Raw genomic sequence first — 25501 nt, 5'->3', positions numbered from 1 at the left:
AATTTCATGGAGCCGATCCCTCTTCCCTCGCACATTCACTACGAATTACTGTTGCAGCTCTTAGAACGCCAAACCGTGTTTGCTGTCGGTCAACGTAACCCGCAGCAAGAGCAAGTCCATGAACTGATCATCACTCTGCGAAAGGCGCTTTCTCAGCAAAAGCAGCTAGAGGAAAGCTGTCGGCGAACTGACCTACCCATCGAATATCGCTGGTCATTAAACAACTCTAAGTCTGAGGCAGCTACCCCTTCAGATTTACTGAAACCGCAGTAACCAGGGCATGAGAACTGATTCTCTGTTCTACCGTCTGTTTCAGCGATCGCCCAGTATCTTCTTTGAGCTAATTGGGCAAACCGCTAGCGAAGCTAAGAACTATGGGTTTCGCTCTGTGGAGATCAAGCAGACCGCTTTCCGCATTGACGGGGTGCTGCTACCCACCGGTATCACTAAGTGCCCCGTCTACAAACTGAAAGGAGATTCGGACGATGCTAGGACTAGACATTATAAAACACAGCAGAGCCTACCAGGAAGCTGTAGAAGAAGGACGGCAGGAAAGGACGACAGGAGATTGTTGAAAATTTACTCAAAGCTAGGTTTGGAAGTTTGGATAAGGAATTGACTAGCGTTGTACAAGTCGTAATCAACCTACCGCCTGAAAAATTTACGCCGCTCCTGGTTCAGCTATCCTGTGAAGAATTGCTCAGTCGTTTTGGACGGAAGCCATAGGCGCGGTACCGAGAAACCTGTATAGATACAGCTACGGAATTACCCAAGTAGTGAGGCGATCATGCGATTTGCTTGACCTTCGTAGCTGCCACCAAACTGATTGAAGTGATTGAGGATGTGGTATAGGTTATAGAGCGTTTTGCGTCGTTCGTAGCCTGGCTCCAGCGGAAATGCTTTGTCGTAAGCGCGGTAAAACTCATTGGGGAAGCCACCAAACAGTTCAGTCATGGCGAGGTCTACTTCGCGATCGCCAAAATAGGTTGCCGGGTCAAGAATTACAGGCTCTTCTAGCTGCGTCACTGCTGCGTTGCCTGACCACAAATCACCATGAACTAGAGATGATTGGGGATTGTGCCCTTCAAGGAGTTCTGGGATCGCTGCCAGCAATCGCTCTTTGTTAGGGAAATTGCCGCCTCGCCGCTGTGCAAGCTGAAACTGATAGCCAATCCGCTGCTGTGCAAAAAACTCTGTCCAGTCGGTTGTCCAGGGGTTGACCTGCGGCATGAAGCCGATTGTGTTTTGCTGCTCCCACCCAAAGCCGCGATCGCTGCTCACTCGATGCATTGCTGCCAAATTGCGTCCCATTTCTTCCCAAGCTCGATGGGTGCCATAACCCAGATCGAGCCATTCCAGCACAATGTAAGCCGAGCCGTCTACCGTTCCCCAGCATATAGGTTTAGGCACTCGAATTGTTTTAGTGCTAGCAATCTGCTTTAGCCCCAACGCTTCTGCCTCAAACATGGCAATCCGGGTTGCCTGATTGATTTTGACAAAGTAGGAGTGACTGCCACTGGTCAGTGCATACGCCTGATTTACGCTGCCACCGCCAACCGGACGGCGTTGTGGCTCCTGGAAGGTTTTCCCAATTGTTTGGCTGATCTGTTCAGCAATATGGTTCCACATGGGGCGTTGGGGATTAGGGGTTGAGGATTAGAACCTGACTACTACTCGACAGCACTGAATGTCGATCAATTTGATTCGCCTAAATTCATTACTTTTTGCGCTGTTCAATCGTATCGTCAATCCTTATCCCAACGATTCTAAACAGCTCTATGATTTGCATAGCCGTGCTGGCGGTATGACTACTCAAACCGGGATTGCTCCGATAGAATCTACAGCAGTCGCAGACGAATTAAACACGTAACCAATGCTCAAGCAACAGTTAAATCCTCTCACTCAGGGGTTTCAACTGCACTACTCACATCCGCATGGACAGCTTTATCAGGGTGATTCCATTGATTGGCTGAGATTCCTTGAGGCTGAAAGCGTTGATCTAATTTTTGCCGATCCACCCTACAACATCAAAAAAGCGGATTGGGACAATTTTGAAACTCAGGAACAGTACATCGAATGGTCGCTGCAATGGATTGGTGAAGCTTCCCGCATTCTTAAGCCAACGGGTTCTCTCTACATCTGTGGCTTTTCTGAAATTCTGGCTGATCTCAAGTATCCGGCTTCTAGATACTTCAAAGGGTGCCGCTGGTTGATTTGGCACTATAAGAATAAGGCGAATCTGGGCAAGGATTGGGGGCGATCGCACGAGAGCATTATTCACTTTCGCAAATCAGAAGCGGTTCGGCTCAACCTCGACGATATCCGCATTCCTTACGGCGCACACACGTTGAAATATCCTTCACATCCGCAAGCAGTGACCAGCGCGTATGGCAAGGGCACAACCAAAAAGCGTGATAACTGGATGCCGAACCCAAAAGGGGCAAAGCCCAAAGATGTGCTCGAAATTCCGACGACCTGTAACGGCATGGGAGAAACAACTCCCCATCCCACCCAAAAACCTGAAGAGCTACTTAGAAAATTTGTGCTCGCGTCATCCAATCCTGGAGATCTAGTCATTGATCCATTTTCGGGATCAGGCACAACGCTTGTGGTGGCAGAACAGCTCAACCGTCGCTGGATGGGATGTGACTTGAATCTGGAATACAACGATTGGGCAGTCAAGCGAATCGAAAACGTGCGCCGAATGACCCAAGTGGAATGGATTGAGTGCGATCGCAAAAATTCAGCCAGAAGAGAATCTATCCGCTGAACCTAAAGATTTTTTAAGCCAAAATAATGGCGATCGTTTTTTCCAGAGCATCATGAATTTAACTTTAGTTTGGACAGCGGTAGCAGACCCTCGTGGTGTGAATGGAACTTCTGAAACTGTAGAGTTTTCTCCTAAGGGCAATTTGATTGTCTCTGGTGGTGGAGACGGCAAACTGAGGCTCTGGCGAGCTAGCACTGGCAAGCTGATTCGGGAAATGGTTTATCAGACTGGCTCCTCAGCCAATAAGCGCGGAGAAGTCGAGGCTGTTTACTTTTCTGCCGATGGTCGGCAAATTGCCGCATCTGGCAACAGCGCTGGGGTCAAAATTTATCGCACTAGTAACGGCAAACTGCTGAAATCACTGGGTGGCAGAGGGGCAGATGGAATTGCTTACTCGCCCGACGGCAGGTATTTTGTAGCTCCCGATCGGGAGGATGTCAGAGTCTACAATGCTGGCAATCTAAAGCTGCGCCACGAAGACCGAATTGAACATGGTCGAGAGATCAATTCGATCGACTTCACTCGCGGCAGCAGGCTGGTCGTAACGGGTGCTGCTGACCAGACCGTGAAGGTTTCTGTTGCAGCCAATGGTCGATTGTTACGCACGATTAGGGCGGCTCGTGGAGAAGGATCGATCAAATCAGTCCGGGTTTCACCCAATGGTCGGTTGATGGCAACGGCAAACAGCAGAGAGAATGTCGTTAAAATCTTTGACTTTGGCACAGGCAAATTGCTACGAGAGTTAAGGCATCGCACATTGGTAGAAGCGGTCGCCTTCTCTCCAGATGGCAGATACTTGGCAACGGGTAGTGGCGGTGGTGATAGATTGCCACCTGGTGAGACAGGCTTCAGGCTATATCGAGTTTCAGATTTTAAGCTGCTAGCCAGAATTCCTGGACACACTCGCGGCGTTGAGTACATTGATTTTTCACCGGATAGTCGGCACGTTGTAACAGCCAGTGAAGACGGCAGGATCAAGCTGTGGCGATTGCCATCCTCGCGCACAACTGCATCCCCTCGTGCGGAAACAGTTGTTGCCAGGACAGATAGTTCAACTGGAGCATTAGGGCTAGCGGGATCAACGGGGGATGATGTTTTAACAGGGGCAGTGCTGGGCGATCGCCTCACCAGTAAAGCAGGCAACGATATTCTCAAAGGCAGGGATGGAGCCGACGAACTGATTGGTGGGGAAGGCAACAATACGCTGATCGGCGGGTTAGACCGCGATTTATTGCAGGGTGGAGTTGGGCGCGATCGCTTCGTCTACCACAGCACCGCTGAACGAGGTGACACCATCATCGACTTCGACCCCGCTGAAGATGTAATCAATTTGAGAAGAGCCTTAGTTAAAGAGGGTTACTCTAGCTCAACTTCCTTTAATAACCTGATTCAGCTTCAGCAGAATGGAGCAGATACCGTTGTGCGAATTGATCTGGATGGCTCAGGCACCTCCTTCAAACTGCTCAACATCTTGCAGAATACGATCGCAACTGATCTCAATCCTCAAAACTTTGTTTTGTAAAGTGGAATGTCAGGGGCAAGGGATTCGGAAGTAGAAGATAAAAACTGAAAACCCGAAGACCAGAACCCGGAGTTTCAGGCTCAGAGGTTGGCATTTCAAGCTCTGAGTTTGAAACTTCCAGTTCAGAACCCGAAGCTTCTAGGTTGGAACAAGAACACCTTTAGGTCAGAACGAGAACGTTCCTGTTCAAAGTGAGGCACTTCCAGATGAAAACAAGAACGTTCCTATCCAAAATGAAAATGCTCCAGTTCAAAACGAGAACATTTCCTTTCCCCCGACCAAAGTTGACAGCCTACCCGCAGAGCGTGCTAAAAACCTTGCGGTGACGTATAGGAAATCGACGTGAAACGATCCTCTTCAAAGCGGATTTTGGGAGCTACCTTAGGCTTTCTTGTCATAGCAGGCATCGCAGGTTTCTTGCTAGGGTTTCCTCAACGCTTTCAGAGCCAATCTGACTCCGATTCAAGCGACGTTCAACCCACTCCTGCCTCAGACGTTTCGTCTTCTAATCCAGCAAATGGTAGACCGCAGCTAAATCCACTTCCAACCGCTGAGGCGGTGTGGGAATGTGAAGTGGTCGTCGTGGGTGGTTCCCTGGGTGGGGTGGCAGCAGCGGCTCATGCGATGCAGTCGGGCGCAACCACTTGCCTGATTGAACTTGCTCCCTGGTTGGGCGGACAGATTAGCGCTCAAGCTGTTTCTGCGATTGATGAATCGCTGACCATGCGGGCAGAGCAAAACTTTTCCCAAAGCTGGTTTAAGTTCAAGGATTTGATTGAACAGCAGCCGGTCACGTTGCCCGAATGGACAAATCTGCCGCAGCCGCAAAAAGTTGCAGACATCAATCGCTGTTGGGTGGGGACGCTCTGTTTTCCGCCCAAGGCAGGTGCTATGGCGGCAGAGCAGTTGCTTCAAAGCTCCATGCAGCAGGCTCCAGGTAGCCGCTGGCAGACTTCTACAGCTTTTAAGGGAGCGGAGTTTGATGAGACGGGAACAGAAATCACTGCTATCTATGCGGTGCAGCGAGTTTCCGAAGATTCTCGTTATGTTCCCCAAGGGCGATTCTCGCAGGAGATCGCAGACTGGTATTCCTGGTCAGACAGTGAGGCGTTTAGCAAAATTCCGCTGCGGCTCCAGGCTCCAGCAGGCAAGCGGCTGATCGTGATTGATGCTACTGATACGGGAGAGTTGGTTGGCTGGGCGGACATTCCCCATCGGCTGGGATCTGAGTCACGGGCAACTACTGGGGAGGCGAATGCTTCTGAGCGAGACAATGCGGCTTGTACCCAGGCGTTTACCTATCCGTTTGCGATCGCCCTTCACGATGATCAGGGTGAAAGCTTGCGATCGCTAGCTCAAGTGCAACCAGAATATTCCCGTGAAGAACACCGGCGGGAATTTGCTCTGGAAGGGTTCCCAGTCTTTTCGGGGCGCAGTTTTTTTCACTATCGTCGGATTGTTAGCACGACGCGCAACGATCCTTTCACCACAACGCCTGCGCCCGGTGACATCACAATGGTCAACTGGAATCGGGGCAACGACTGGACGTGGATGAATCCGCCTTTGATCTTGACTGACGCGGAACTGGATGCCTCTGGGCAACGCCAAAACTGGCTGGGAGGAATTTCGCCGATCGCTCTCAAACACGCCGAAAATCACGCCCTGCTATTTGCTCAATGGCTGATGGAAACGCAATCTCAGCCAGACTTTCCGCTAGCGTATTTGTCGGGAGTTGATGCACCAATGGGCACTGTTTCAGGATTGAGTATGGTGCCTTACATTCGTGAAGGCCGTCGGATTTTAGGGCGACAGGCTTATGGTCAGGATGAATTTATGATGCGCGAGTCTGATTTGAGAATGGACCAGGCGGGTGGGCGTGAGTTTGGGGCGACGGCGATCGCCATCACTCACTACGACATTGATATTCACGGTTGCCGCTACCGCAACTGGGAGCCTTCCTGGGAAGCAGGCAGTGCTCCCGCCCGTGAATTTAAGGTGCGACCAGTCGTGATTCCACTGGAGAGTCTGATTCCGCAAGGTGTAGACAATTTGATCATTGGCAGCAAGGGCATTGCCGTTACCCACATTGTCAATGCTCTTACCCGCATTCATCACAGCGAATGGAGCATTGGTGCTGCTGCTGGATCAACTGCTGGCTGGCTCGTCACCCAGGCAGAGCCTACCCTCACCCCTGCCCAAATTCCTCAACAGCACATGGCAGAGCTACAGCAGCATTTCCTGGATCAGGGCTTGCGGTTGGATTGGTAGTTGGTTACTGGTCATTGGTTGTTGGTTGGTGACGGAATGTGTAACTTCTTCAAAGTCCCATGTGGAATGGGCATCTTGCCCGTCCAAATTCAGCAGGCAAGATGCCTGCTCCACAGGAGAACAAGGACAAATGACAACTCTCTAAATCCCATGACTCTTACCAATCACCCAATGCCGCCGAAAGAAGCGGGACAGGCTCGATTCTTCCAGGGAAAGGTAGATCGGGCGACCGTGGGGGCAGGTGCGCGGATGGCGGGTCTGCTGCCACTGGTCTAGGAGCGTCTGCATTTCGGCGAGGTCGAGGGGGGTGCCGTTGCGAATGGCGGTGCGGCAAGCAGTGGCAACCAGGGCAGATTCTAAATTGCCGCCCAGACTTAGCTCAATCAACGCTTCTGCACGGTCTTCTCTCAGGACCAAAGGCTCTGGTGCGGTGCGAATAGCCCAAAGATTTTCGCCAAATGGCTCGACTTCTAGCTGAAGTCGCTGAAGCTGCTCTCGCTGAAGCTCAGAAAGCTGATTCAGAATCACGGGTGGCTCCAGGGACACAATCTGCCAGCGAGCGCACAGCCGTTCATACAGCACCCGTTCGTGAGCGATGTGCTGCTCGATCAGCCACATGCCGCTGGGATGCTCGGCAAGGATGTACATGTTGTGGACTTGGGCGATCGCTTTAAGGGGAGTGAGGGGTTGAAATTGGGGAGTTGGGGTTGAGGGTTGGGGGTTGGAGTTGTAAGCGCCTTGGGCTTCGGCTGTTTTAAGGAGGTGGGTGACTCGTTGGGAATGGGCGGTTTCAGCGAGGGCATTGGGAGTGAGGGTAAGGGTTTGGGCGATCGCCTCGGTCACGATCTCCTGCCATTGGGTCATCTGGTGCAGGTAAATTTCTGATTTGGCGGGGTGGCGGTTCCAGTCGATCTGCTGGGGGGCGACTTGAAGGTGCAAAAAACAAACGGGATGGCGATCGCGCGGCAGGGTTCTGCGGAATGCTGCCAAAATAGTCTGCTCTAGCTCTGGCACTTTGACGACTCTCCCGTTAATTGCCACTTTCACCCAGTCGGGACGGTGACGATGACAGCGATCGGGGAGTCCGAGCAGGAGGAGGGAGGAGAGGCTGAGGGGAGGGAAGGAGGGGTTAGGGGTTGGAGAGGAAGTTTGAGTTTTGAGTTTTGGGTTTTGAATTTCGAGTTTCGAGGTTGGGACGGGAGCATTCTCGTTTGAAACAGGAACGTTTTCGTTTTGGATAGGAACGTTCTCATTTTGAACAGGAACGCTTTCACTTAAAACAGGAACATTCTCGTTTTGAGCAGGAACATTCTCGTTTTGGATAGGAACGTTCTCACTTAAAACAGAACCATTCTCATTTTGAACAGGAACGTTCTCGTTTTGACCTAAAAACTCCGAGGTCTGAACTGGAAGTGTCAAATCCAAAGCTGGAAATGCTGAATCCTGATCTCGAAACTCCAAATTCTGATCTTTGCGTTCTAAATTTTTTCCCTCTTCTTCCGAACCCCTAGCCCCTAGCCCCCAGCCCCTAACCCCCTTAAATTCGCTCTCTCTTAAATCTCCCGGCTGCACTTCTCTTAAAAACTGCGGCAGGATTTGCTGAGGGCTGCGGTTTGCCCAAATGGAGAACCAGGGACGGTCACTCTGCTCGACTTGCCAGGTAATGTGGGGATGGCAAAGGGCAATGTGCTGAATTGTGGTTTGAACGGCGCGGAGCTGTTGAGCAGGAGTGGGCAATCCCTGGCGGCGGGTGGGGATAGTTTTAAATAGGTCGCTGACGGTGACAATAGTGCCGGGGGCGATCGCTACAGCTTCAACCTGCACAGGTTCTCCCTGCGTGTCATAAGCGATTCGCCAGCCTGAATTTGCCTCAGCTCGGCGGCTGCAAATCTCTAGAGAGGCAAGTTGGGATAGGCTGTGCAGCGCTTCACCTCGAAAGCCCAAACTGTGAATTTGCCAGAGGTCCTGGCGATCGCGAATTTTGCTGGTGCTATGGGGGGTGGCTGCCTGCTGCAAGTCGGCTAGCTCCATTCCAGTACCATTATCTGCAACTCGAACTCGCCATTGCTCAAGCCAGAGTGAGACTGTAATTCGGGTTGCCCCAGCATCGATTGCATTTTCGGCTAGCTCTCGCACAACCGCAGCTAAGGAGTCAATCACCTCTCCAGCCGCAATCAGATGCACAACCTCTGTCGGTAAAGTTTGAATTCTGGATGTCATGCATCCAGTTTAGGTCGGCAGATCTAATTCAGTGAATGCGAGCTGATCTACCAGACTCTACTATCTAAGGTGAGAAGCCTAGAATTCTCTGAGCTCATTTTTTATGCAGTCAAATCTGAATATTTCAGAATGGGTTGTGCCTAAAGAAAGATTCTGGTGGGCGTTCTCCCTCAGGGGGGACGGTCAGTTTTAATTGGCTTGTTAGGTTGCTGTAAGAAACATCTTTGAAAAAAGAGAGGTTAATTTTTTATGGCAGACTTACAAGACGCTATTGCAAACGCTAAAGATAAACTTCCAGATGTAACACCTACCCCCCCTGGCTTTCATCCCCAAGCAACCGCAACCGAGTTAAAAGGACGGTTGCAGTGGGGCGAACCTGCTTTGACCATCGTTGATGTGCGCGATCGCGATTCTTTTAACGCTTGCCGCATCATGGGCGCAATCACCATGCAAATGGATGCGCTGGCAGACAGAGCAGAATCTAGTCTGGAGCACAGTCGCGACATCTACATATATGGCGCGAATGATGAAGAAACGGCTGCCGCTGCTAACGCTTTGCGTCAAGCTGGATTCGAGAAGGTTGCCGAACTGAAGGGCGGCATGGATGCCTGGACAGAAATTGGTGGACCAGTTGAAGGAACTGGCACTGACGATCACCCCGTTAGCTCAGGTGAATACAACGTTGTCTCGCGCATCGCTGAGTTCACCGAAGAGCGGAAAAAGGAAGGCTAGGAACTAGGGCACTGCCTTAAAGATTAGATCTCCGATTTCTTTAAGAAGTCGGAGATCTTTGCTTATTACAAGACATTCTCTTGTCTTTAGCCCTGTTTACGAGGCAGAGCCTTACTAGCGCATCAAGCTTAGAATGTTGGGTGAAGCGCAGCGGAACCCAACATACATAACCTGCATATAGTAGACCTCTAGGTTGGGTGGAGCAGGGCGAAACCCAACACTTGAGACTTGCTGCGCCACTACCGTGGGCGTTCCCAGTTTTACTTGGGAATGAGGTTAAGAGGCTCAAGCAATCATTTCAACCGAACGAAGACGGCTCCACGCCGCAGGTTAGCTTCGCTGCCATAGCTGCTGACGGTGAGCGATCGCACATGATCAAAAAACGATTTGCCTGCCAGTTCTGCTAGCTTCACGATTGGGAAACGTTGCTCGACCAGTTCGTGGACAGACTGCCAGTTGAGATAAAGGTAGCCGTCGTTTGCGTCTGCGAGAGGAGCGATCGCCTGCTGAAACTCTGAGTCATTGAGTAAAGGATTTTCGGTTGCCTGAAGTACTTGGTTCATCGCCTCTACTGAGGTCGCAAAAATTTCGTAGTTCCCTACGGTTGTGTGGATTCCCTGCACTTCTGCACTCAAGGTGACGGCTTCTGCATCGCGATTGCGTTTGCGGTTGGGGCGACTGGCGGCAGTGGTTGTAAGTTTTGTCCAAGCGGAAGTTTGCTGGTCGCCTAGAGTCAAAGTGCCAAGGCTGAGCCCTTGTTGCTGGGCGATCGCATCCAGGTGATCAACCGCTTCTGCTGCACCATCCGCCTTTTTTGCAACAAAAAACCAGTCGGGTTGCGGCTGATCAGCGCGAGGCAACAGACCTAACGCATATTCATCCTTCACCCAGCTAAACACCTCTTCTGGCAGGTCAATTCCCCACTGGGCTTGTAGCTCAGCAAGGGGCTGATTGATCAAATTAGACAGCCGATCGTAAGCCGTTACGCTGTTAGACAGTTCATTCCAAAACTGCTGCAAATCAGTCCCCGCTGCTGTGAGTGGACTGGTTGCAGGAATGAAATCTAACGCCCCAACGGGTTTCGACAAAGCAGGTTTAGCAGGCGTTAGCTTCTCACCCGGTGAAGTTAACAGTGCGGTTTCCGCCAACAATCCTTGACGATCTAGCTCTAGTGCCACGACCAAGTCTTCGTAGGGAGAAACGGTTTCGGTAGTGCGTTCCCCGTCTAGCCACTGCGACAGTTGGGGCAAGTTGACAAACGCTAGACCAATTTGACTATCGGGCAACCGTTGTAATGCCTGCTGGTAAGACTTGCTGTTGCTCAGACTCAATCCAGGAGCCTGAACATTATTAATTGCAGCTCGCAGCACTTTGGGATGGTTGGCGAAAAGGACGAAGCGATCGCCCACCACAGCAGTTGCAAGGGAGGGTTGGGGGTCAGGGGTTGGGGATTGGGGATTGGGGGTTGGGGACGGTTGGCTATAGATTAGCTTAACTCCGGCATATTGCTCGAAGACTAGATCCATTCCGGCGATCGCCCGTTTTTGCCAGAAAAGCTGAAGGAATTCTCGCGATCGCTCTGGGTCTTGAGTGGCGATCGCGACGAGATATCCAACTTGCGCTCCGTTTTCGTCGTCTCGGTCAAAGTCGGGCGTAGTGACGGCAAAAGTCACTTCGTCGCCGAGCCAGGGCTGAACGTCTTGCTCGTAGTCTAAGCCCGTGCTGGTGAGCAAGCTGTTTTTAAGCTGATTGATTTCTGTCCGTGCCCGTCTGCGCTCTGACTGGGGGGCGATCGCCAGCCGAAAAGATTCCAGGCGATCGGGTTTGACCAGCAGCGACACCATTAGGGGCGACTGCTTGGGAACAAACATCGCCGCTGCCGGACTTGCTTGCCCTCCGCCCTGCAACAGCGACAGCGGGCTGTGTGCCGCGATCCAAAAGAATCCGCCAACGGCGACCAGCAGCAGCACCAGCACACTACCAGCCAGAGCATAGAAAAAAGTACGAAGCTTCATGAGGGCATTTAATGGACAGGGCAATTTGAGGCATTCTCCAGGTAAAACAACCTGTGTCAAACACCGAGATGCCAAGACTTAGTTTAGTACGGCAACCTGCCCCAAATCTAAAATGGCTGGCTCTAAGAAAACCTTTGTCTTACAACTGCCATGTGCCGCAAAATCAACCTCAACTGGGCAAGGCAAAATTAAACCGCTAACTCCTACTTCTACTGCCGCCGCGAACCAGTGATTTCGCCATTAAAATATCGGGTTTCCCCAATCCGTTCGCGTCCGGCACCACTCCCATAATGACGAAACCGCACTTTTGGTAAAACTCATAGGGATGCCCCTTCAAATTCTGAATGCGGGCGATGTGATCCAACACGTTTGGGTAAAGGTTTACGCCTGCCAAAGTGGTCATGTCGTCCTCATCGTCAGTGCCTACCCACAGCGTTAACCCGCCTCGTTCTCTGGCGCGTTCTGCTAAGTCGGTGACGAGCGATCGCCCAATTCCTTGCCCTTGATGCGCTGCGTCAACCACTAAGGGATGCAGTTCCCACACCTTGCCGTCATACTGCTCAATTCCCCCAATCCAGCCCAGCACCTTGCCCGACTGATCTACTGCAATTCGGCTAATTCGATCCTCCCCAAACGATTCCCTTACTTCTGTTAGGGCGCTATCTAGATCTGTCCAGGCAGTTTTCCAATGCTGTCTAAATCCTTCAATTAGAAGTGTGGCGGTTTGGGCGATCGCCTCTTCCATGTCAGGCTGTAAATCAATAATCTGCATAGTATTAAGTGCACGCAAAGACAAGGCATCTCATCTTTGTCTACTAGCCTTTTGAAATCGCATTCTTGAATGTTCGCATCGCTTCTAGCCAATCTGTTTCGCCAATTAAAACACAGCGAGAAAATAGCTCAATGTCCAAATTCGCCAGTTCAGGAATTTGGCTTCTGTCAATTTGCGTGTATCCGTTCTCCCCCAAACGATGCAGGGTCAGAAGTCCATCCTCCCAGAGCCAAACTTCAGGGACGCTTAACGCTCGATAACGCTCTAACTTCGTAGCAGAACCGCTTGTAAAAACGACCTCAATGGAAAGGTCTGGAATAGGTTTCGCCTCCGCAAAACAGTAGGATTCATCCGCCTGAACAGAAGCTACTCCTTTCTGCTCCTGAGTGACAGAGCCAGTTGGAATGATCCTGATGTTCCACTCAAAAAAGAAAGCTTCGAGGAGAGCCGCAATCACTTTTTTGAAAATTTCGTGCGGTTGACCTGGCATGAATACTTCAACGACTCCTTCATAAAAGCTTAGGCGCACACCTGGATGTCCTTCTAAGCCCTTTTGAATCCATTTGAACTGTTCCCAAGTGCGATCGTAGTAGACGGCTACCTTGTCTTCTGATGATCTTGGTTTTTCTAATGCTGGTGTCATGGTATTCCCTTCACTCCACGCGGTGCTTGCTCCAAATGCTCTCTGTGGAACTATCTGCCAGATCGCCAATGATTTCAAAGCCACTCTCCATATTCCAAGGGTAACAACGAGAGGGGGGGAGCAATTTTAAGCTACTTCTCAAACTGCTGGGCATAGAAACGGGCGTAGCGATCGCCCCTCTCCAACAACTCTCCATGCGTTCCCGACTCCACGACTCGCCCTTGTTCCATTACTAGAATGCGGTCAGCGCGACGGACGGTAGCGAGGCGGTGAGCAATGATGAAGACGGTGCGATCGCGCATCAGTCGTTCTAGAGCTTCTTGCACCAGTGCTTCTGATTCGGAATCTAGGGCAGAGGTAGCTTCATCCAGAATCAGGATTTGGGGATTGAGCAAGACGGCACGAGCGATCGCCACTCGCTGCCGTTGCCCACCTGATAGGTTTACACCCCGTTCCCCGACCCAGGTTTGGTAGCCATCAGGAAATTGAGTGATGAACTGGTGGGCATTCGCAACTTTGGCAGCTTCCTGAACGGCTTTGAGGTCAAACTGGGGCTGACCAAAAGCAATATTTTGGGCGATCGTGCCAGAAAAGAGAATGGTTTCTTGCGGCACAATGCCAATTTGACGACGCAGACTACGAAGCGTCACATCTCGAATATCGGTACCGTCGATCAGGATTTGTCCGACCTGGGGTTCGTAGAAGCGAGGTAGCAAATTCACCAACGTAGTTTTGCCTGCACCAGAAGTGCCAACTAGGGCGATCGCTTCTCCTGGAAATGCCAGTAGGCTCAATTGCTGCAACACGGGCTGATCAGGTTTGTAGCTGAAGCTGACGTTGCGGTATTCCACCTTGCCCGTGACGGGGGGAAGAGCGATCGCACCGGGTTTCTCAACCACCGCAGGGCGAAGGGCTAGCAGTTCAAAGATGCGATCGGAGGAAGCTTCCCCTTGCTTAAATTCGTTGTAGTTGTCAGTTAGATGGGCGATCGGATCGATCAGCATGGCGACCGCAAACACATAGCTGCCAAATTCTTCGCCCGTCAGGTTGTTTTGAGAAATTTGCCACCCGCCCAACAACAGCAGCAGCAGCACGCTAAGGGCATATAGGAAACCAACAACTGGATACTGCACCGCTTTTAACCAGGCAGCGGCGTATTTTGCGCGTCGATTTTTTTCAGCTTCCTGAGCAAAGCGCTCAATTTCGTACTCTTCGGCGGCAAAAGCTCGAATGAGTCGAATGCCGCTGAATACCTCAGTAAGTTGGGAGGATAGGTCTGAAATCAGGGTTTGGCTGCGGCGAGAGAAGACTAGCATTCGTTCGCCAAACCAACTGATCAACACACCCATGAGCGGCACGACAACCAAACTGGCGAGGGTAAGCTGCCAGTTGAGGTAAATCATGTAGCCGAAGACGGCAATCAGTTGCAGGACGCAAGGCGTGAAGTCATGAAAAATTTTGTTGACGACTTCTCCAACCCGATCGATGTCTTCGGTAAGGCGGTAGGACAAATCTCCCGTTTGAGAAGTCTCAAAGTAGCTGAGGCTAAGGGTTTGCAGGTGAGCATAGACTCGCTTTCGCAGGTCGAGGGCGATCGCCAGTGCTGCTTTTGCCATTTGAGAATCTTGCCCGTACTGAGCAATTTTCTGCACAAGAAAGATACCTGCCAGGACTCCAGAAAGGCGTGCAAGAGAAGGTACATTTCCTTGTACCAGAAAGCCTAATGCTTCGCCTGCTAGCCATGCCAGAATGGGCCAGCAGGCAGTAAACACCAGGGTGCAAAGTAGGGCTTGAGCGATCGCCCGCCAGTGGGGACGCAGGTAAGGCAACAGTTGCCAATAGCTAGAGCGAGTCTTCAACCGAGTAACCCAAACAGAATTGCGAAAACAGGAATGGGTTTAGGCTATCAGCTTTTGGTTGAACCAACTGCACATTTTAATTTGAGCAAGTTACCCACTTCTGCATCGCTTACTTGTGGGAAGCTTTCATACCAAAGCCCAACGCTGTAGAAAGGCTCTGGTGTCATTGCACAGACAACCTGGTCAACTTCAGCCTCCATATCGTGGCAGGTTTCAGCCGCAGCAACGGGTATAGCGACCACCAGACGAGCCGGATCTTGATGTCGAATAGCCATGATGGCCGCTCTCATGGTGGCTCCAGTTGCCAGTCCGTCGTCTACCACGATGACGGTAGCTCCATGCAAATTCAGAGGAGGGCGATCGCCCCGATACAGCTTTTCTCGCCGCTCCAATTCTCGCTGCTCACGTACGGTCGTCTTGTGGATTGCTGCCTCAAACAAACGGTGGTTTCGCACCACATCAGGATTGAGGACTCGTACACCACCCGAGGCGATCGCGCCCATCGCCAACTCCTCTTGCCCAGGTACGCCCAACTTTCGGACTAGACACACGTCCAGAGGAGCATTTAGCGCTTTTGCAATCTCAAAGGCAACTGGCACTCCACCGCGTGGCAAGGCTAAAACCAGCACATCTGAGCGATCTACATACTCTTTAAGCTGCTCTGCTAACAGTTGTCCTGCCGCAGTGCGATCTTTGAATAGCATTGTCTTTATCCCAACACTGCTTTCATCTTAGAAACCTGAACGCACCCTCTCCTCTGGCTAACGACTGAACACAGAGACAGGAATATTGAGTAAGACAAACGGTTTTAGAGATTACGCAACCTTAGGGGATCAAACGGGAATGTTAAATGGGATACTAATCCTTTAGTCAGTTGCTTTAGGAGATCGCCTCACTCTGAACCTTCTGTAAATCAGAAATAGACTGCTTGTAATGAGCGAAAATAGCAGAATCCTACTTCATGCTCATCAAAGAATCTTATCTGCAAGAAATCTAATGAAGTCGTGTAAAGTTGGCTTTAGAGGTTGAAACATTTCTTTACAAGCCTTACAAATAGAGAGTGTGGTAATCCTGCCCAATCATTTTTAGTCAAAATGTGTAGCCTGGAGGCATGGGATCAAATACGGTGACTGGAGTTTCTGTACAAGCGCGGGCTATCTCAGCGCTCCCCTGATGAGGTGGAGTTTGTGAAGGCAGCAGCGTTATTTTCCCGAACAGCCAAAGGAGAGTGGGCTATCTGTGATCCAACGCTTCAAACAAGACCTGAAAAATGACCTGATTGCGGGTTTGCTGGTGGTAATTCCGCTGGCAACTACAATTTGGCTAACCATCACCGTTGCAACTTGGGTGATCAATTTTTTGACACAGATCCCCAAGCAGGTCAATCCCTTTAATGACCTCAACCCAATTTTAGGAAATCTGCTGAATCTGGTAGTTGGACTGGCTGTGCCGCTGCTTTGCATTCTGCTGATTGGCTTGATGGCGCGCAATATCGCTGGACGCTGGCTGCTCGATTTTGGGGAGCGGTTGTTGCAGGCGATTCCGCTGGCAGGTTCGGTTTACAAGACGCTAAAGCAACTGCTGGAAACGCTGCTCAAGGATACAAACGGCAAGTTTCGGCGGGTGATTTTGGTGGAATATCCTCGGCGTGGAATATGGGCGATTGCCTTCGTCACAGGCACTCTCAGTCCGCAAATTCAGCCTCAGTTTTCCGAGACGATGCTGAGCGTCTTTATTCCCACGACTCCAAACCCAACGACGGGTTGGTATGCGATCGTTCCAGAGCGAGACGCGGTTAATCTCTCGATGTCGATTGAAGATGCCTTCAAAGTCGTCATCTCAGGCGGAATTGTTGGACCTGGCTCATCTAGCACCGCGCTTCCCCCTGCAAACTTTGAAGAGCGAAAGCTGGAACCTGTGCTGGAGCCGTTACCTGAGATGAAGCAAGAGGCGAAACGGCAAACCTATTCCGTGCTTCCCTCTGAGGAAGACTAGGGATGAGTAGGTTGGGTGGAGCTTGGCGAAACCCAACACTACCAGGAATTTTGCCTTGTTGGGTTCCGCTGTGCTACACCCAACCTACGGTTTTTCTCGACGTGCTAGTGAGTTGGGTTTTATGCCTCAACCCAACCTACAATTTTTCTGATTAGACTTTTATTGAACCTTGCCAATTAATTTGCTATGCAAGCTCGCCGAATTGCCCGTGAACTGGCTCTCTTGAGCATTAGCCAACTTTCTGCCAAGCAGGAGCGCCTGCAAGCCCAGCAGTTGCAAAGTATTGTCTTAGCGGCGGTACGCACGCTGACCACAGAACTCCATGATTTGCTAGAAACCGCGTCAGCAGAGCTAAAGCGGAGTAGCGATCGCCTCCTCTCTAGTGAAACGCGGACGAGTGACTTGCAAAGTGCAAAGGCAATGGTGAATGAGTCCATTGATTTGACGCAGACTGCAATCAATCGTCTGGGTGCAGCAGTTGAGCTACCCGAATTTATTCAGCTTGCCAACCAGCAAGAAGTTAGAGCTTATGCGATGGAGCTGCTGAGCAACGTGCAAGCGCATCGTGAGGAGATTGACCAGCGGTTAGGAGAAGCGATGGTTTCGTGGCAGGTCAACCGTCTGCCTCGAATTGACCGGGATATTTTGCGAATCGCACTGACCGAAATGCTGTTTTTGGGCGTGCCCGATCGCGTTGCGATTAATGAGGCGGTTGAGTTGGCAAAGCGTTACAGCGGTGAAGAGGGTTATCGGTTTGTCAACGGCGTGTTGCGGCGAGTGAGTGAGCAGGCTAAGGATGAGCCGCTGGTTGAGACAGAGTAGCTCTTATAGGCTCAATATTCACCTCGATATTCATCTTGATATTCACAAGGCGCAGAGGCAAAAGGTATTGCGTCCCTGGGCTTTTGCTTGATACAGCGCTCCGTCGGAAACAGCAACCAGGGCATCCGGCAAGACCTGCTGTACAGGAACGGTAGTAGCAATTCCAATGCTGACGGTGAGGTAGGGGAAAACGGGCGATCGCCTATGTTCAAGCTGGAGTTGCTGAACTCTGGATTGAATGAATTCGGCGACCTGGATAGCTCCCTCAGCGGTGGTATTTGGCAAAATCACAGCAAATTCTTCACCTCCATAGCGAGATACTAGATCTCCAGGGCGTTTTAGGATTTCGGCGATCGCTTGGGCAATTTGGCGAAGGCACTGATCCCCGGCGATGTGTCCATAGGTGTCGTTGTAGAGCTTGAAGTAATCGATATCGCACAGTAAGAGTGACAGTGAAGCTTCTTCACGGGTCAGCCGATTCCACTCACGCTGGAGATGTTCGTCAAAGCCGCGACGATTGGCGATTTGGGTCAGTCCATCCAAGTTGGCAAGATGGTGTAGCTCTCGATTTGCCTCTTCTAGCGCCAGGATAATTTGTTTGCGATCGCTGATATCTTGTCCAATCCCGATGTTGCTGCCATCAGACAGCTTTACATTGGCCCAGGTTGTCTCAATCACTCTGCCCGATCGCGTGCGAATTCTAAAATCTCTCCAGCTTCGGTCTGCTAGCTGAATAGAATCCATCACCTGCTGACGATATTCTGGGTCAGGATAAAATTCTGCCATTGGGTTATGACGTTCTCTTAATTCTTCAACGCTCCAGCCTAAGACCGTTTCAAACTCATGATTTGCCCAAATTAGCTGACCCTCAGCCGAGAAAAACGTCAACATGACGGGTACATTATCGAAAATGGTGCGGAGCATTTCTTGCTGTTTCAGCAAAGTCTCTTCTATAGCTTTTTGCTCAGTTACATCTTCTGAGATGCCAACGTGCCGGAGGAGGTGACCCTGCTGATCAAAAATTGGAAAAGTCCGGGCAAAAATCCAATGAACAGAGCCATCTGGTTTGACGATTCGGTATTCCTTTGAAGTTCGCTGTCCTAGCTGCTGCTCGGACAGGGTTGCTAAGACAAGCTCACGGTCATCTGGGTGAACCAAGTTTATCCAGCCTTGAGATTCGTCGTAGAGGCGCTCGCGACTACTACCATAAATCTCCTCAAAGGCAGAGCTAGTATAAAGGGTTTGAGTTGCATCAGCGGTTTCAACAAAGAAAACATCGTGGATATTCTCTGTGATTTCGCGAAACTGTTTTTCGCTTTCTTGAAGTGCCAGATCAAGCTGCTTGCGTTTAGTGATGTCGGTTGCAACGGTCGTCACCACCCAAGAGTTTGTTGTCTCATCCCAACGAGAAGATAGATTGGATGAGATCCAGCGGAGTCTTCCATCTGGGTGGAGAAATCGATATTCTGCTGTAGCTACCCGTTCAGCAGTAATTTCTTCAAACAAAGGAACCAGGATATTTTCTTGATCCTCGGGGTCTACGTTTGCCGCCCACAGGTCAGGGTTTGCCATTAACTCCTGATTGCTGTAGCCAAAAATCGCTTCGCAGCCCAAAGAGATGTAATCGTATTTCCAGGTTTTGTCAGGAAATACGCGAAAACTGGTGATTGAGGCGATCGCGCTATCAATCAGGTCGCTAAGTTTGGTTTGGGTTGCTTGTAGGGCAAGCTCAAGCTGCTTGCGATTGGTAATGTCGATCTCAATAGAAGTGACAATCCAGGAATCAGTCGTTTCATCGCGCTGTGAGGTAAAGCTCACTGCAATCCAGCGGAGGTTCCCGGCTTTGTCTCGAAAGCGATATTCTGCTTGAGAGGAACGTTCAGCAAAAATGTCTTCAAACAATGGTGCCAGCACAGTTTCCCAATCTTCTGGCACAACTTCTGAGTAGAAGAGGTCAGGGTTTGCCATAATCTCCTGCTGGGTGTAGCCATAGACTGCCTCACAGCTTGGGGAAATGTAATCGCATTGCCAGGTACGGTCGGCAAAGATGCGAAACTGCATGATTGAGGCGATCGCACACTTGAGGATATTGTTTACATTGGTTTCAGAAGCTTGCAGGGCGAGTTCAAGCTGTTTGCGCTCTGTGATGTCAGTGTCTACTGCCGTTACCCTCCAGTAATCTGCTTCATGGCGGGCAATAGCTGTGCTGCGAATCCAGCGCAATGAACCATCTTTATGCTGAAAGCGATATTCTTTGTGAGCGATCTCTTTGGTAAATAAAGCGTCAAAAGCCGGAATGATTACCGTTTGCTGATCTTCTAGCGGAACGCGGGAGATCCAGAGGGTGTGATTTGCCATCAGTTCTGCTGGAGTGTAGCCAAAGATCGTTTCACAGCCTGCGGAAAAGTAATCATACTGCCAGGTTCGGTCAGGAAATAGGCGAAAGCTGAGGATCGAGGCGATCGCACTATTGAGAATGCTATCTAGTTTTGCTTCAGAGGCTTGCAGCGCTAACTCAAGCTGTTTGCGTTCTGTAATATCTTCAATGACACAAATTGCATAAAGCGGGGTTCCGGCTTCATCATGCACGAGGGATACGGATACGTTTGCCCAACAGGTGTGTTTGTCCTTGCAGACGTACCGCTTTTCAATTGAAGCAATTGAGACTTGACCCGTTAATAGTTGCTGAAAGTGTTCTAGCGTTTTGTCCAGGTCATCGGGGTAAGTGATTTCGTGAAAAGTTCGCTCTAAAAGTTCTGCTTTGGAGTAGCCTAAAATCTCGCAGTAGCGCGGGTTAGCGTTGAGATATCTTCCCGTTAACGATATTTCACCAATTCCGACGGCCGCCTGCTCAAAGATGACGCGAAAGCGAATTTCATTTTCTCGAATGATGGCTTCGGTCTGTTTGCGATCGGTAATATCTAAAACCGTACCAAACAGCTTAACCACATTTCCCCGGTCATTGAGGGTGACTTCTCCTCTGGCTTCTACATAGCGAATTGAGCCGTCGGGTCGAATGATTCGGTGATCGATTTGGTAAGGCGCTCCTTCAGCAAGGGTGCGATTGTCGGCTTGTTGAACTTTTTCTAAATCGTCGGGGTGGACAAACTGGAGCATCTCAGCCCGTGTGGGTCGCGGCTGGTTGGGGTCAAGCCCAAAGATGCGAAACAGTTCTTCTGACCAACTGCCGCTGAAATTTTCGATGTCAGCTTCCCAACTGCCAACGTGAACCACTCGCTGAGCCGCAAGTAGGGCTGATTCACTCTGGCGCAGTTTTGTTTCTGCTAGTTTGCGATCGCTCACGTCAGCAATAAATCCAATTACCCTGACCAATTCTCCAGAGCTATCGGTAAAAAATCGGCTTTTGTCTTCGATCCAGATGTATGTTCCGTCTTGACGGCGAATTCGGTATTCCGCCAGGTAAGAATCGTCCTGGGCGATCGCATTCTCAATTTCAGACCGCAAAATCTCGGGATGTTCTGGGTCGAGCAGTTCCATCCAACCATCCAGGGTTTGTGGCATCTCGGCAATGGTGTAGCCCAAAATTTCTTTTGTGTTGGGGCCCCAAGTAATGCGTTCAGCATTAATATCCCATTCATACAAGATTTGCCCGCTAGCTTGACCTGCTGCTTCGTAGCGGGTTCTCCATTCAGTTAACTCTGTGAGGTACTGTTGCTGAAGGGTAAATCGTTCTTGTAAGAGTCTTTCAACCAGTTTGCGATCGCTAATGTTGCGCCGAATTGCTAAAACGCAGGCTTGACCATCCAGGTCCATCACCTCGGCGGAAAGCAGGATAGTTTTCGTTTCTCCAGACGCAGTTTTGATGTTGAATTCGAGGTTGTCAACGGTGCCTGCTCGCTCAAGCTGCTCTTTGAAAAGCGATCGCTCTTCTGGAGATTGCCAAAAGTTGAGTTCTGTTGTGGTGCGTCCAACCGTTTCCTCATGGCTGAAGCCGTAAAAATCCAGGAAGCTATCGTTTACTTCTACAATCCGCCCTTCTGCCAGAGTCGTAATCGTCATCGGGTCAGGGCTATATTGAAAAACTTTGGTAAATTTGGTTTCTGACTCCTGAAGGGCAGTTTTAACCTCTTCAAAAGAGTTTTGCAACCGTTGCGCCATCTGGTTAAAAGCCTGAGCCATCGTCTCCAGTTCGCGAATCTGAAGACGGGTGGGAATCTGCTGGTCTTCGCCATCAGCGATCGCTTTTGACGCTTTGCTGAGCTGCACAATGGGTTTAACCACCAGGCAGGCAAAGACCAGGCTGAGGGCGATCGCTCCTACTAAAGTAATCAAACCAAGCAGTAGAGCAGTAAAGAGGTCAATTTGCTGATTACTGCTCCAGGAGAGAAAATAAATTGTCCCCGTTGCCGTCATGATCCCCAGCACGAAGGGTGCTACTAAAACAAGCTGAAGGGGCACTTGGTAGTGACGTAGTTTAGATTGCCAACTCTGAGAACCGGCACGGAGACTAACGATTGGCATTGGTGATTCCCCGGAATCAGGCAAGGTTACTATTTTGAGGTAGATAGCAATTGCACCTATTGCGATTCATTCATTTTCAGCTGACCGCGCTCCTCACCTGTATCTATCGCAATCCTAAACGGGTTGTAGAAGCACACTCTGGGTAATTGCTCTGGCTACTGAAAGAATTGCACCACGGAATTAGTCAATCGGTCGCTCAAGGTTGCTATGGTTATTATGCTTTGTCAACCCCTTTGACCAATGTTTGAATTATCTAGGATTTGTACACAGCTCAATTCATACTCACCCCATCATGCCATTGGGTCTTAAGTGTTAAGAAACTTCAGTTATATTTGGTAACACATCGTTTATGACTTGCAATAAAAATTAAGAGCAGATGTATAACGCAACACAAACTTTTTATTGATGGCCGTTCTATTCGATCGCGGATTTTATGAGTTAAAAGCTTCGTTTGGGTTATACAAAAGTTGATCTGACTAAACCGTTACTAACAGTTTGCTCAACAAATAATGCTTCAGTATATACGAGGATGTTTGAGAAGTAGGTAATGCCTTGCGTGAGTCGAAGCATTCGTCCAGCAATATTTGGAATAACGAAAAATCGTTGCTCAAAGGATTTTCCCCTACGAATCTCTCGGACAGATTAAGGCTTTTCAAATACTCTCTAAAGCTCCGACAGGTGCAATTTGCTTACTTGCTGATCGCTTCCGCTTCGCTCCCAAGACTCTGAATAAAAGGGGCGATCGCCTCAACAAATTCTGTGGTTGATTCGTAAGGCAACACGTTACGACCTGCTAGCTGAATGCCTTGAGCATGAGGTAGCCGTTTCAGGTAGTCTGCCATGCGCTGCTCTGGTGTTTCTGCTTGCCCAGAGCGGCTGATGCTGGAGGCGGTGTTGCCGATGACGACCAGGGTGGGTTGAGTGAGGTAGGCGATCGCCTGCTCATAATTTTTCCGCCAAAACCCTGCCAAAAATGAAAAAACAGCGTGGCGGCTCTCCGGATCTTTTGCCCCAGCAATTAGCTCATCCAGCCATTCTGCATCGACTGCATCGGCAGTGGCAAAAAGTTGTTTGGTGGAAAAAGAACGCAAAAACTCGCGCCGTCGAGCATAGCGATAAAAAGCATTACCTAGCGGTGAGTCAAATAGATTCCAGCTTAATTTTTGCTGCCAGGGTGAAGTTGCCTGAGTCATGACTTTCCAGGCAGGTGGTCCAGCTAGAATCAGCCCCCGAACGAGGTTAGACGAATTGGACTGAGGTGAAGCCTGCAATTGGGTGAGGGCGATCGCTACTGGCAGCAGCGCCCCCTGGACTACCACTACCACGGGTTGCTGTACCACCGTTTGCAAAAAGTGCTGAAGCTGAGCCGCCCAATCTTCAGGTGTGTAGGTGACGTGGGGCAAAGCGCTTTCCCCGCAGCCCAGCAGGTCAGGCAAGTACAGCGAATTGGGCTGACCCTCAAACCAGCTTTGGCAGAACCGATCCCAAAAGCGCCGGGACAGACCCACCCCAATCGGATGAATTAGCAATAACGGAATTTGTCCAGCATCAACTCCCGCCCTACGAGTCTGAACTTCATAGGCACAGCGGAAGCCTTGCCAGTCATAATACTGAGTTGATGCTGGGGTAATTACCTTCATCCAAAAACCGGGTATAGCACCAGACACAACATTGCCAGGATGCCGCCAATCGTATAGAACCAGGCAACAATCTGTGTCTCTGACCAGCCCGTCAGTTCTAAATGGTGATGGAGTGGAGCCATTTTAAGCAGACGTTTGCCGATGCCGTTTGTATCTTTGGTGGCTTTGTAGTAGCTGACCTGAGCAATGACCGAAAGGGTTTCGACAAAGAAAATGCCGCTAAGAATGAGCAACCCTAGCAAATTGTTGCTGAGCAGAGCAACCGCTGCGAGTGCGCCCCCCAATGCCAGAGAGCCTGTGTCGCCCATAAACACACTGGCAGGATTGCGGTTGTAGGACAGAAAGCCGAGACAGCTACCGCTCATGCAGGCACAAAACACCATCAGTGCGGGAGAAGTTGGAGCCGCTAATACGCCTAGCCCCAATAGAGCGATCGCCGCCGTGCCAGCCGCCAACCCATCTAACCCATCGGTGAGGTTGGTGGCATTACTTTCGGCAACGAGCGCAAACCAGCCCAGGGGAAACAGCAAAAAGCCCAACGGCAAAGAAAATCCGAAGGGCAGCGCTAGGTTTGTGATGCTAAAGGGTTGGCTCCACAGCAGCCAGAGGCAAAATAGACCGCCAAAGCCGATTTGCAAAGCGAGCTTTAGCTTAGGAGAAATGCCTTTGTTGGAGCGGCGACGTAAAATTTGCCAATCGTCGAGCCAACCAATTGCCGCATAGGAGAGGGTGAGTGCAGAGACAGCGACGACTTCCGAGGCAAAGCCTGACCAGAGCAGGGCGATCGCCACCCCAACGGGGACAAAGAAGATGCCGCCCATCGTTGGCGTTCCCGCCTTTTTCAAGTGAGCTTGAGGTCCATCTTCACGAATGACCTGCCCTGCCTTTAGTTGTCGTAAGAGCGGAATCGCCCAGTATCCGAGGGCTGCGGTTGCTAGGGTACAGACCCAAAGTGGGGCTGTTAAAGAAGCTCCTAAACCGAGCGATCGCCCCGCCAACCAATCTAGCCAAAGAGATGCACCGCTGAGAGCAATGCTTAAAGTCAAAAACAAACCCACGCCGGAAAACCCTACAGGCTTGTCAGAAAATAGCTTAGCGTCCACAACTGTCTCACTTCACTCCACACCAGGTATATCCAAAGACTTACAAATTGCCTCTGGTTCATCAGGATCAAACTTTGTGAGTTGATCCAGCTTAATCGTTCTTTACCACTGCCGGGATTATCCCTCAATCTGTGTTAATCGTCTAGCTCTACTACATCATCATCGTCATCATCATCAAAGCTGCTATCATCGCCTGCCATCAGTTCATTGATTTCTTCTTCTTCTTCGCGATAGTCCGGCTCTTGCACTTCACGGGCTAGGAGCCGACCTGTTCCCTCGAGCCAATCTAAAATCGAGGCATCCTGTTGAGGTGGAATTACAGGAGCGGGTTGACTACGAGGATATTGACGAAGCGCGGGATTGTACATACTACTTAGCAAATGTTGGTAATAGATTAAATCACTACACAATCGAACTCTTAGGCAACTCCCTCATTGGAATGAGGAAATTCAGATGGCAACTGCTAGATCTTAGAGTCAAGCTTCTAAGATGTGGGTAAAACTTCAGCGTAGGTAAAACCTTATATAGATGAAGTTTTAGTAAACGGTTGATCAACCGCCCTACCCCTGCTTAGTACGCCTGATAGTGCTAGCTCAAATTTCATCTTAGGTCAAGAAAGTTGTCAAGACATCTTTAGGTTGAAATTGGCGGGTTGTGT

The 25501-nt window shown here is 50.3% G+C and carries 19 protein-coding genes and 1 pseudogene; 9 read left to right on the top strand and 11 right to left on the bottom strand.

Annotation, left to right across the window (positions count from 1 at the left end; genetic code table 11):
- The first annotated feature begins 6 nt into the window (after positions 1-6).
- Together H6F88_RS12900 and H6F88_RS34455 are read left to right on the top strand one after the other, a co-directional pair.
- Positions 7-273, top strand: a complete 267-nt coding sequence (locus H6F88_RS12900) for a DUF5340 domain-containing protein (RefSeq protein WP_190643137.1) — start codon at positions 7-9, stop codon at positions 271-273.
- Between the two features lie 7 nt (positions 274-280).
- Positions 281-463 (top strand): annotated as a pseudogene (locus H6F88_RS34455) (DUF2887 domain-containing protein); the annotation flags it as partial.
- 302 nt (positions 464-765) lie between these two features.
- Here the strand turns inward: H6F88_RS34455 and H6F88_RS12890 are convergent.
- Positions 766-1629: a fructosamine kinase family protein gene (locus tag H6F88_RS12890; protein ID WP_190643135.1), complete on the bottom strand. Its 864-nt coding sequence runs from the start codon at positions 1627-1629 to the stop codon at positions 766-768.
- Between the two features lie 58 nt (positions 1630-1687).
- Here H6F88_RS12890 and H6F88_RS12885 point away from each other — a divergent pair, with 58 nt between their 5' ends.
- The 4 genes from H6F88_RS12885 (at position 1688) to H6F88_RS12870 (ending at position 6560) form a co-directional block, all read left to right on the top strand.
- The gene (locus tag H6F88_RS12885) at positions 1688-1870 is read left to right on the top strand and encodes a hypothetical protein (RefSeq protein ID WP_190643134.1); all 183 of its coding nucleotides are present in this window, start codon (positions 1688-1690) and stop codon (positions 1868-1870) included.
- Between the two features lie 3 nt (positions 1871-1873).
- On the top strand, positions 1874-2770 hold the full coding sequence (locus H6F88_RS12880) for a site-specific DNA-methyltransferase (RefSeq protein ID WP_190643133.1): 897 nt from the start codon (positions 1874-1876) through the stop codon (positions 2768-2770).
- A gap of 52 nt (positions 2771-2822) precedes the next feature.
- A complete protein-coding gene (locus H6F88_RS12875) occupies positions 2823-4292 on the top strand; it encodes a type I secretion C-terminal target domain-containing protein (protein WP_190643132.1) in 1470 nt (489 codons plus the stop codon).
- A 342-nt stretch (positions 4293-4634) separates the two neighbouring features.
- Complete coding sequence (locus H6F88_RS12870) at positions 4635-6560, top strand: FAD-dependent oxidoreductase (RefSeq protein WP_347277695.1); 1926 nt, start codon at positions 4635-4637, stop codon at positions 6558-6560.
- Positions 6561-6701: 141 nt separating this feature from the next.
- On the opposite strand, the gene mutL is transcribed toward H6F88_RS12870, so the two are convergent.
- A complete protein-coding gene (gene mutL / locus H6F88_RS12865) occupies positions 6702-8780 on the bottom strand; it encodes a DNA mismatch repair endonuclease MutL (RefSeq protein ID WP_242050521.1) in 2079 nt (692 codons plus the stop codon).
- Between the two features lie 249 nt (positions 8781-9029).
- On the opposite strand from mutL, the gene H6F88_RS12860 reads away from it, so the two are divergent.
- The gene (locus H6F88_RS12860) at positions 9030-9512 is read left to right on the top strand and encodes a rhodanese-like domain-containing protein (protein WP_190643131.1); all 483 of its coding nucleotides are present in this window, start codon (positions 9030-9032) and stop codon (positions 9510-9512) included.
- A gap of 293 nt (positions 9513-9805) precedes the next feature.
- On the opposite strand, the gene H6F88_RS12855 is transcribed toward H6F88_RS12860, so the two are convergent.
- From H6F88_RS12855 to H6F88_RS12835, 5 genes are all read right to left on the bottom strand, one after another.
- Positions 9806-11527: a DUF3352 domain-containing protein gene (locus H6F88_RS12855; RefSeq protein ID WP_190643130.1), complete on the bottom strand. Its 1722-nt coding sequence runs from the start codon at positions 11525-11527 to the stop codon at positions 9806-9808.
- Positions 11528-11723: 196 nt separating this feature from the next.
- Positions 11724-12299: a GNAT family N-acetyltransferase gene (locus tag H6F88_RS12850; RefSeq protein ID WP_190643129.1), complete on the bottom strand. Its 576-nt coding sequence runs from the start codon at positions 12297-12299 to the stop codon at positions 11724-11726.
- Positions 12300-12342: 43 nt separating this feature from the next.
- The gene (locus H6F88_RS12845; protein WP_190643128.1) at positions 12343-12942 is read right to left on the bottom strand and encodes a Uma2 family endonuclease; all 600 of its coding nucleotides are present in this window, start codon (positions 12940-12942) and stop codon (positions 12343-12345) included.
- A 131-nt stretch (positions 12943-13073) separates the two neighbouring features.
- Complete coding sequence (locus H6F88_RS12840) at positions 13074-14801, bottom strand: ABC transporter ATP-binding protein (protein ID WP_190643127.1); 1728 nt, start codon at positions 14799-14801, stop codon at positions 13074-13076.
- Between the two features lie 47 nt (positions 14802-14848).
- A complete protein-coding gene (locus H6F88_RS12835) occupies positions 14849-15505 on the bottom strand; it encodes a phosphoribosyltransferase (protein WP_190643126.1) in 657 nt (218 codons plus the stop codon).
- A gap of 535 nt (positions 15506-16040) precedes the next feature.
- Here H6F88_RS12835 and H6F88_RS12830 point away from each other — a divergent pair.
- Positions 16041-16796 carry a DUF502 domain-containing protein gene (locus H6F88_RS12830; RefSeq protein WP_190643125.1) on the top strand — a complete coding sequence of 252 codons (756 nt, stop codon included), beginning with the start codon at positions 16041-16043 and terminating at the stop codon, positions 16794-16796.
- A 186-nt stretch (positions 16797-16982) separates the two neighbouring features.
- On the top strand, positions 16983-17618 hold the full coding sequence (gene nusB / locus H6F88_RS12825; protein WP_190643124.1) for a transcription antitermination factor NusB: 636 nt from the start codon (positions 16983-16985) through the stop codon (positions 17616-17618).
- A gap of 42 nt (positions 17619-17660) precedes the next feature.
- On the opposite strand, the gene H6F88_RS12820 is transcribed toward nusB, so the two are convergent.
- From H6F88_RS12820 to H6F88_RS12805, 4 genes are all read right to left on the bottom strand, one after another.
- Positions 17661-22100 carry a PAS domain S-box protein gene (locus H6F88_RS12820; RefSeq protein ID WP_190643123.1) on the bottom strand — a complete coding sequence of 1480 codons (4440 nt, stop codon included), beginning with the start codon at positions 22098-22100 and terminating at the stop codon, positions 17661-17663.
- A gap of 689 nt (positions 22101-22789) precedes the next feature.
- Positions 22790-23740, bottom strand: a complete 951-nt coding sequence (locus tag H6F88_RS12815; protein ID WP_190643160.1) for an alpha/beta hydrolase — start codon at positions 23738-23740, stop codon at positions 22790-22792.
- Complete coding sequence (gene mraY / locus H6F88_RS12810) at positions 23737-24843, bottom strand: phospho-N-acetylmuramoyl-pentapeptide-transferase (protein WP_190643122.1); 1107 nt, start codon at positions 24841-24843, stop codon at positions 23737-23739. The genes H6F88_RS12815 and mraY overlap by 4 nt, the downstream gene beginning before the upstream one ends.
- 134 nt (positions 24844-24977) lie before the next feature.
- Complete coding sequence (locus H6F88_RS12805) at positions 24978-25211, bottom strand: DUF3134 domain-containing protein (RefSeq protein WP_190643121.1); 234 nt, start codon at positions 25209-25211, stop codon at positions 24978-24980.
- Between the last annotated feature and the right edge of the window lie 290 nt (positions 25212-25501).

It is taken from the genome of Oculatella sp. FACHB-28, assembly GCF_014696015.1.
Lineage (GTDB): Bacteria > Cyanobacteriota > Cyanobacteriia > Elainellales > Elainellaceae > JAAUTN01.
The sequence above is the reverse complement of the archived record's forward strand: the minus strand, read 5'-3'. Positions and strand labels throughout refer to the sequence as shown.

Excerpts from the sequence above, each read along its gene's own strand:
- H6F88_RS12900 (WP_190643137.1), top strand. The coding sequence starts at position 7 with ATGGAGCCGATCCCTCTTCCCTCGCACATTCACTACGAATTACTGTTG.
- H6F88_RS12890 (WP_190643135.1), bottom strand. The coding sequence starts at position 1,629 with ATGTGGAACCATATTGCTGAACAGATCAGCCAAACAATTGGGAAAACC.
- H6F88_RS12885 (WP_190643134.1), top strand. The coding sequence starts at position 1,688 with ATGTCGATCAATTTGATTCGCCTAAATTCATTACTTTTTGCGCTGTTC.
- H6F88_RS12880 (WP_190643133.1), top strand. The coding sequence starts at position 1,874 with ATGCTCAAGCAACAGTTAAATCCTCTCACTCAGGGGTTTCAACTGCAC.
- H6F88_RS12875 (WP_190643132.1), top strand. The coding sequence starts at position 2,823 with ATGAATTTAACTTTAGTTTGGACAGCGGTAGCAGACCCTCGTGGTGTG.
- mutL (WP_242050521.1), bottom strand. The coding sequence starts at position 8,780 with ATGACATCCAGAATTCAAACTTTACCGACAGAGGTTGTGCATCTGATT.
- H6F88_RS12860 (WP_190643131.1), top strand. The coding sequence starts at position 9,030 with ATGGCAGACTTACAAGACGCTATTGCAAACGCTAAAGATAAACTTCCA.
- H6F88_RS12855 (WP_190643130.1), bottom strand. The coding sequence starts at position 11,527 with ATGAAGCTTCGTACTTTTTTCTATGCTCTGGCTGGTAGTGTGCTGGTG.
- H6F88_RS12850 (WP_190643129.1), bottom strand. The coding sequence starts at position 12,299 with ATGCAGATTATTGATTTACAGCCTGACATGGAAGAGGCGATCGCCCAA.
- H6F88_RS12845 (WP_190643128.1), bottom strand. The coding sequence starts at position 12,942 with ATGACACCAGCATTAGAAAAACCAAGATCATCAGAAGACAAGGTAGCC.
- H6F88_RS12835 (WP_190643126.1), bottom strand. The coding sequence starts at position 15,505 with ATGCTATTCAAAGATCGCACTGCGGCAGGACAACTGTTAGCAGAGCAG.
- nusB (WP_190643124.1), top strand. The coding sequence starts at position 16,983 with ATGCAAGCTCGCCGAATTGCCCGTGAACTGGCTCTCTTGAGCATTAGC.
- H6F88_RS12820 (WP_190643123.1), bottom strand. The coding sequence starts at position 22,100 with ATGCCAATCGTTAGTCTCCGTGCCGGTTCTCAGAGTTGGCAATCTAAA.
- H6F88_RS12815 (WP_190643160.1), bottom strand. The coding sequence starts at position 23,740 with ATGAAGGTAATTACCCCAGCATCAACTCAGTATTATGACTGGCAAGGC.
- H6F88_RS12805 (WP_190643121.1), bottom strand. The coding sequence starts at position 25,211 with ATGTACAATCCCGCGCTTCGTCAATATCCTCGTAGTCAACCCGCTCCT.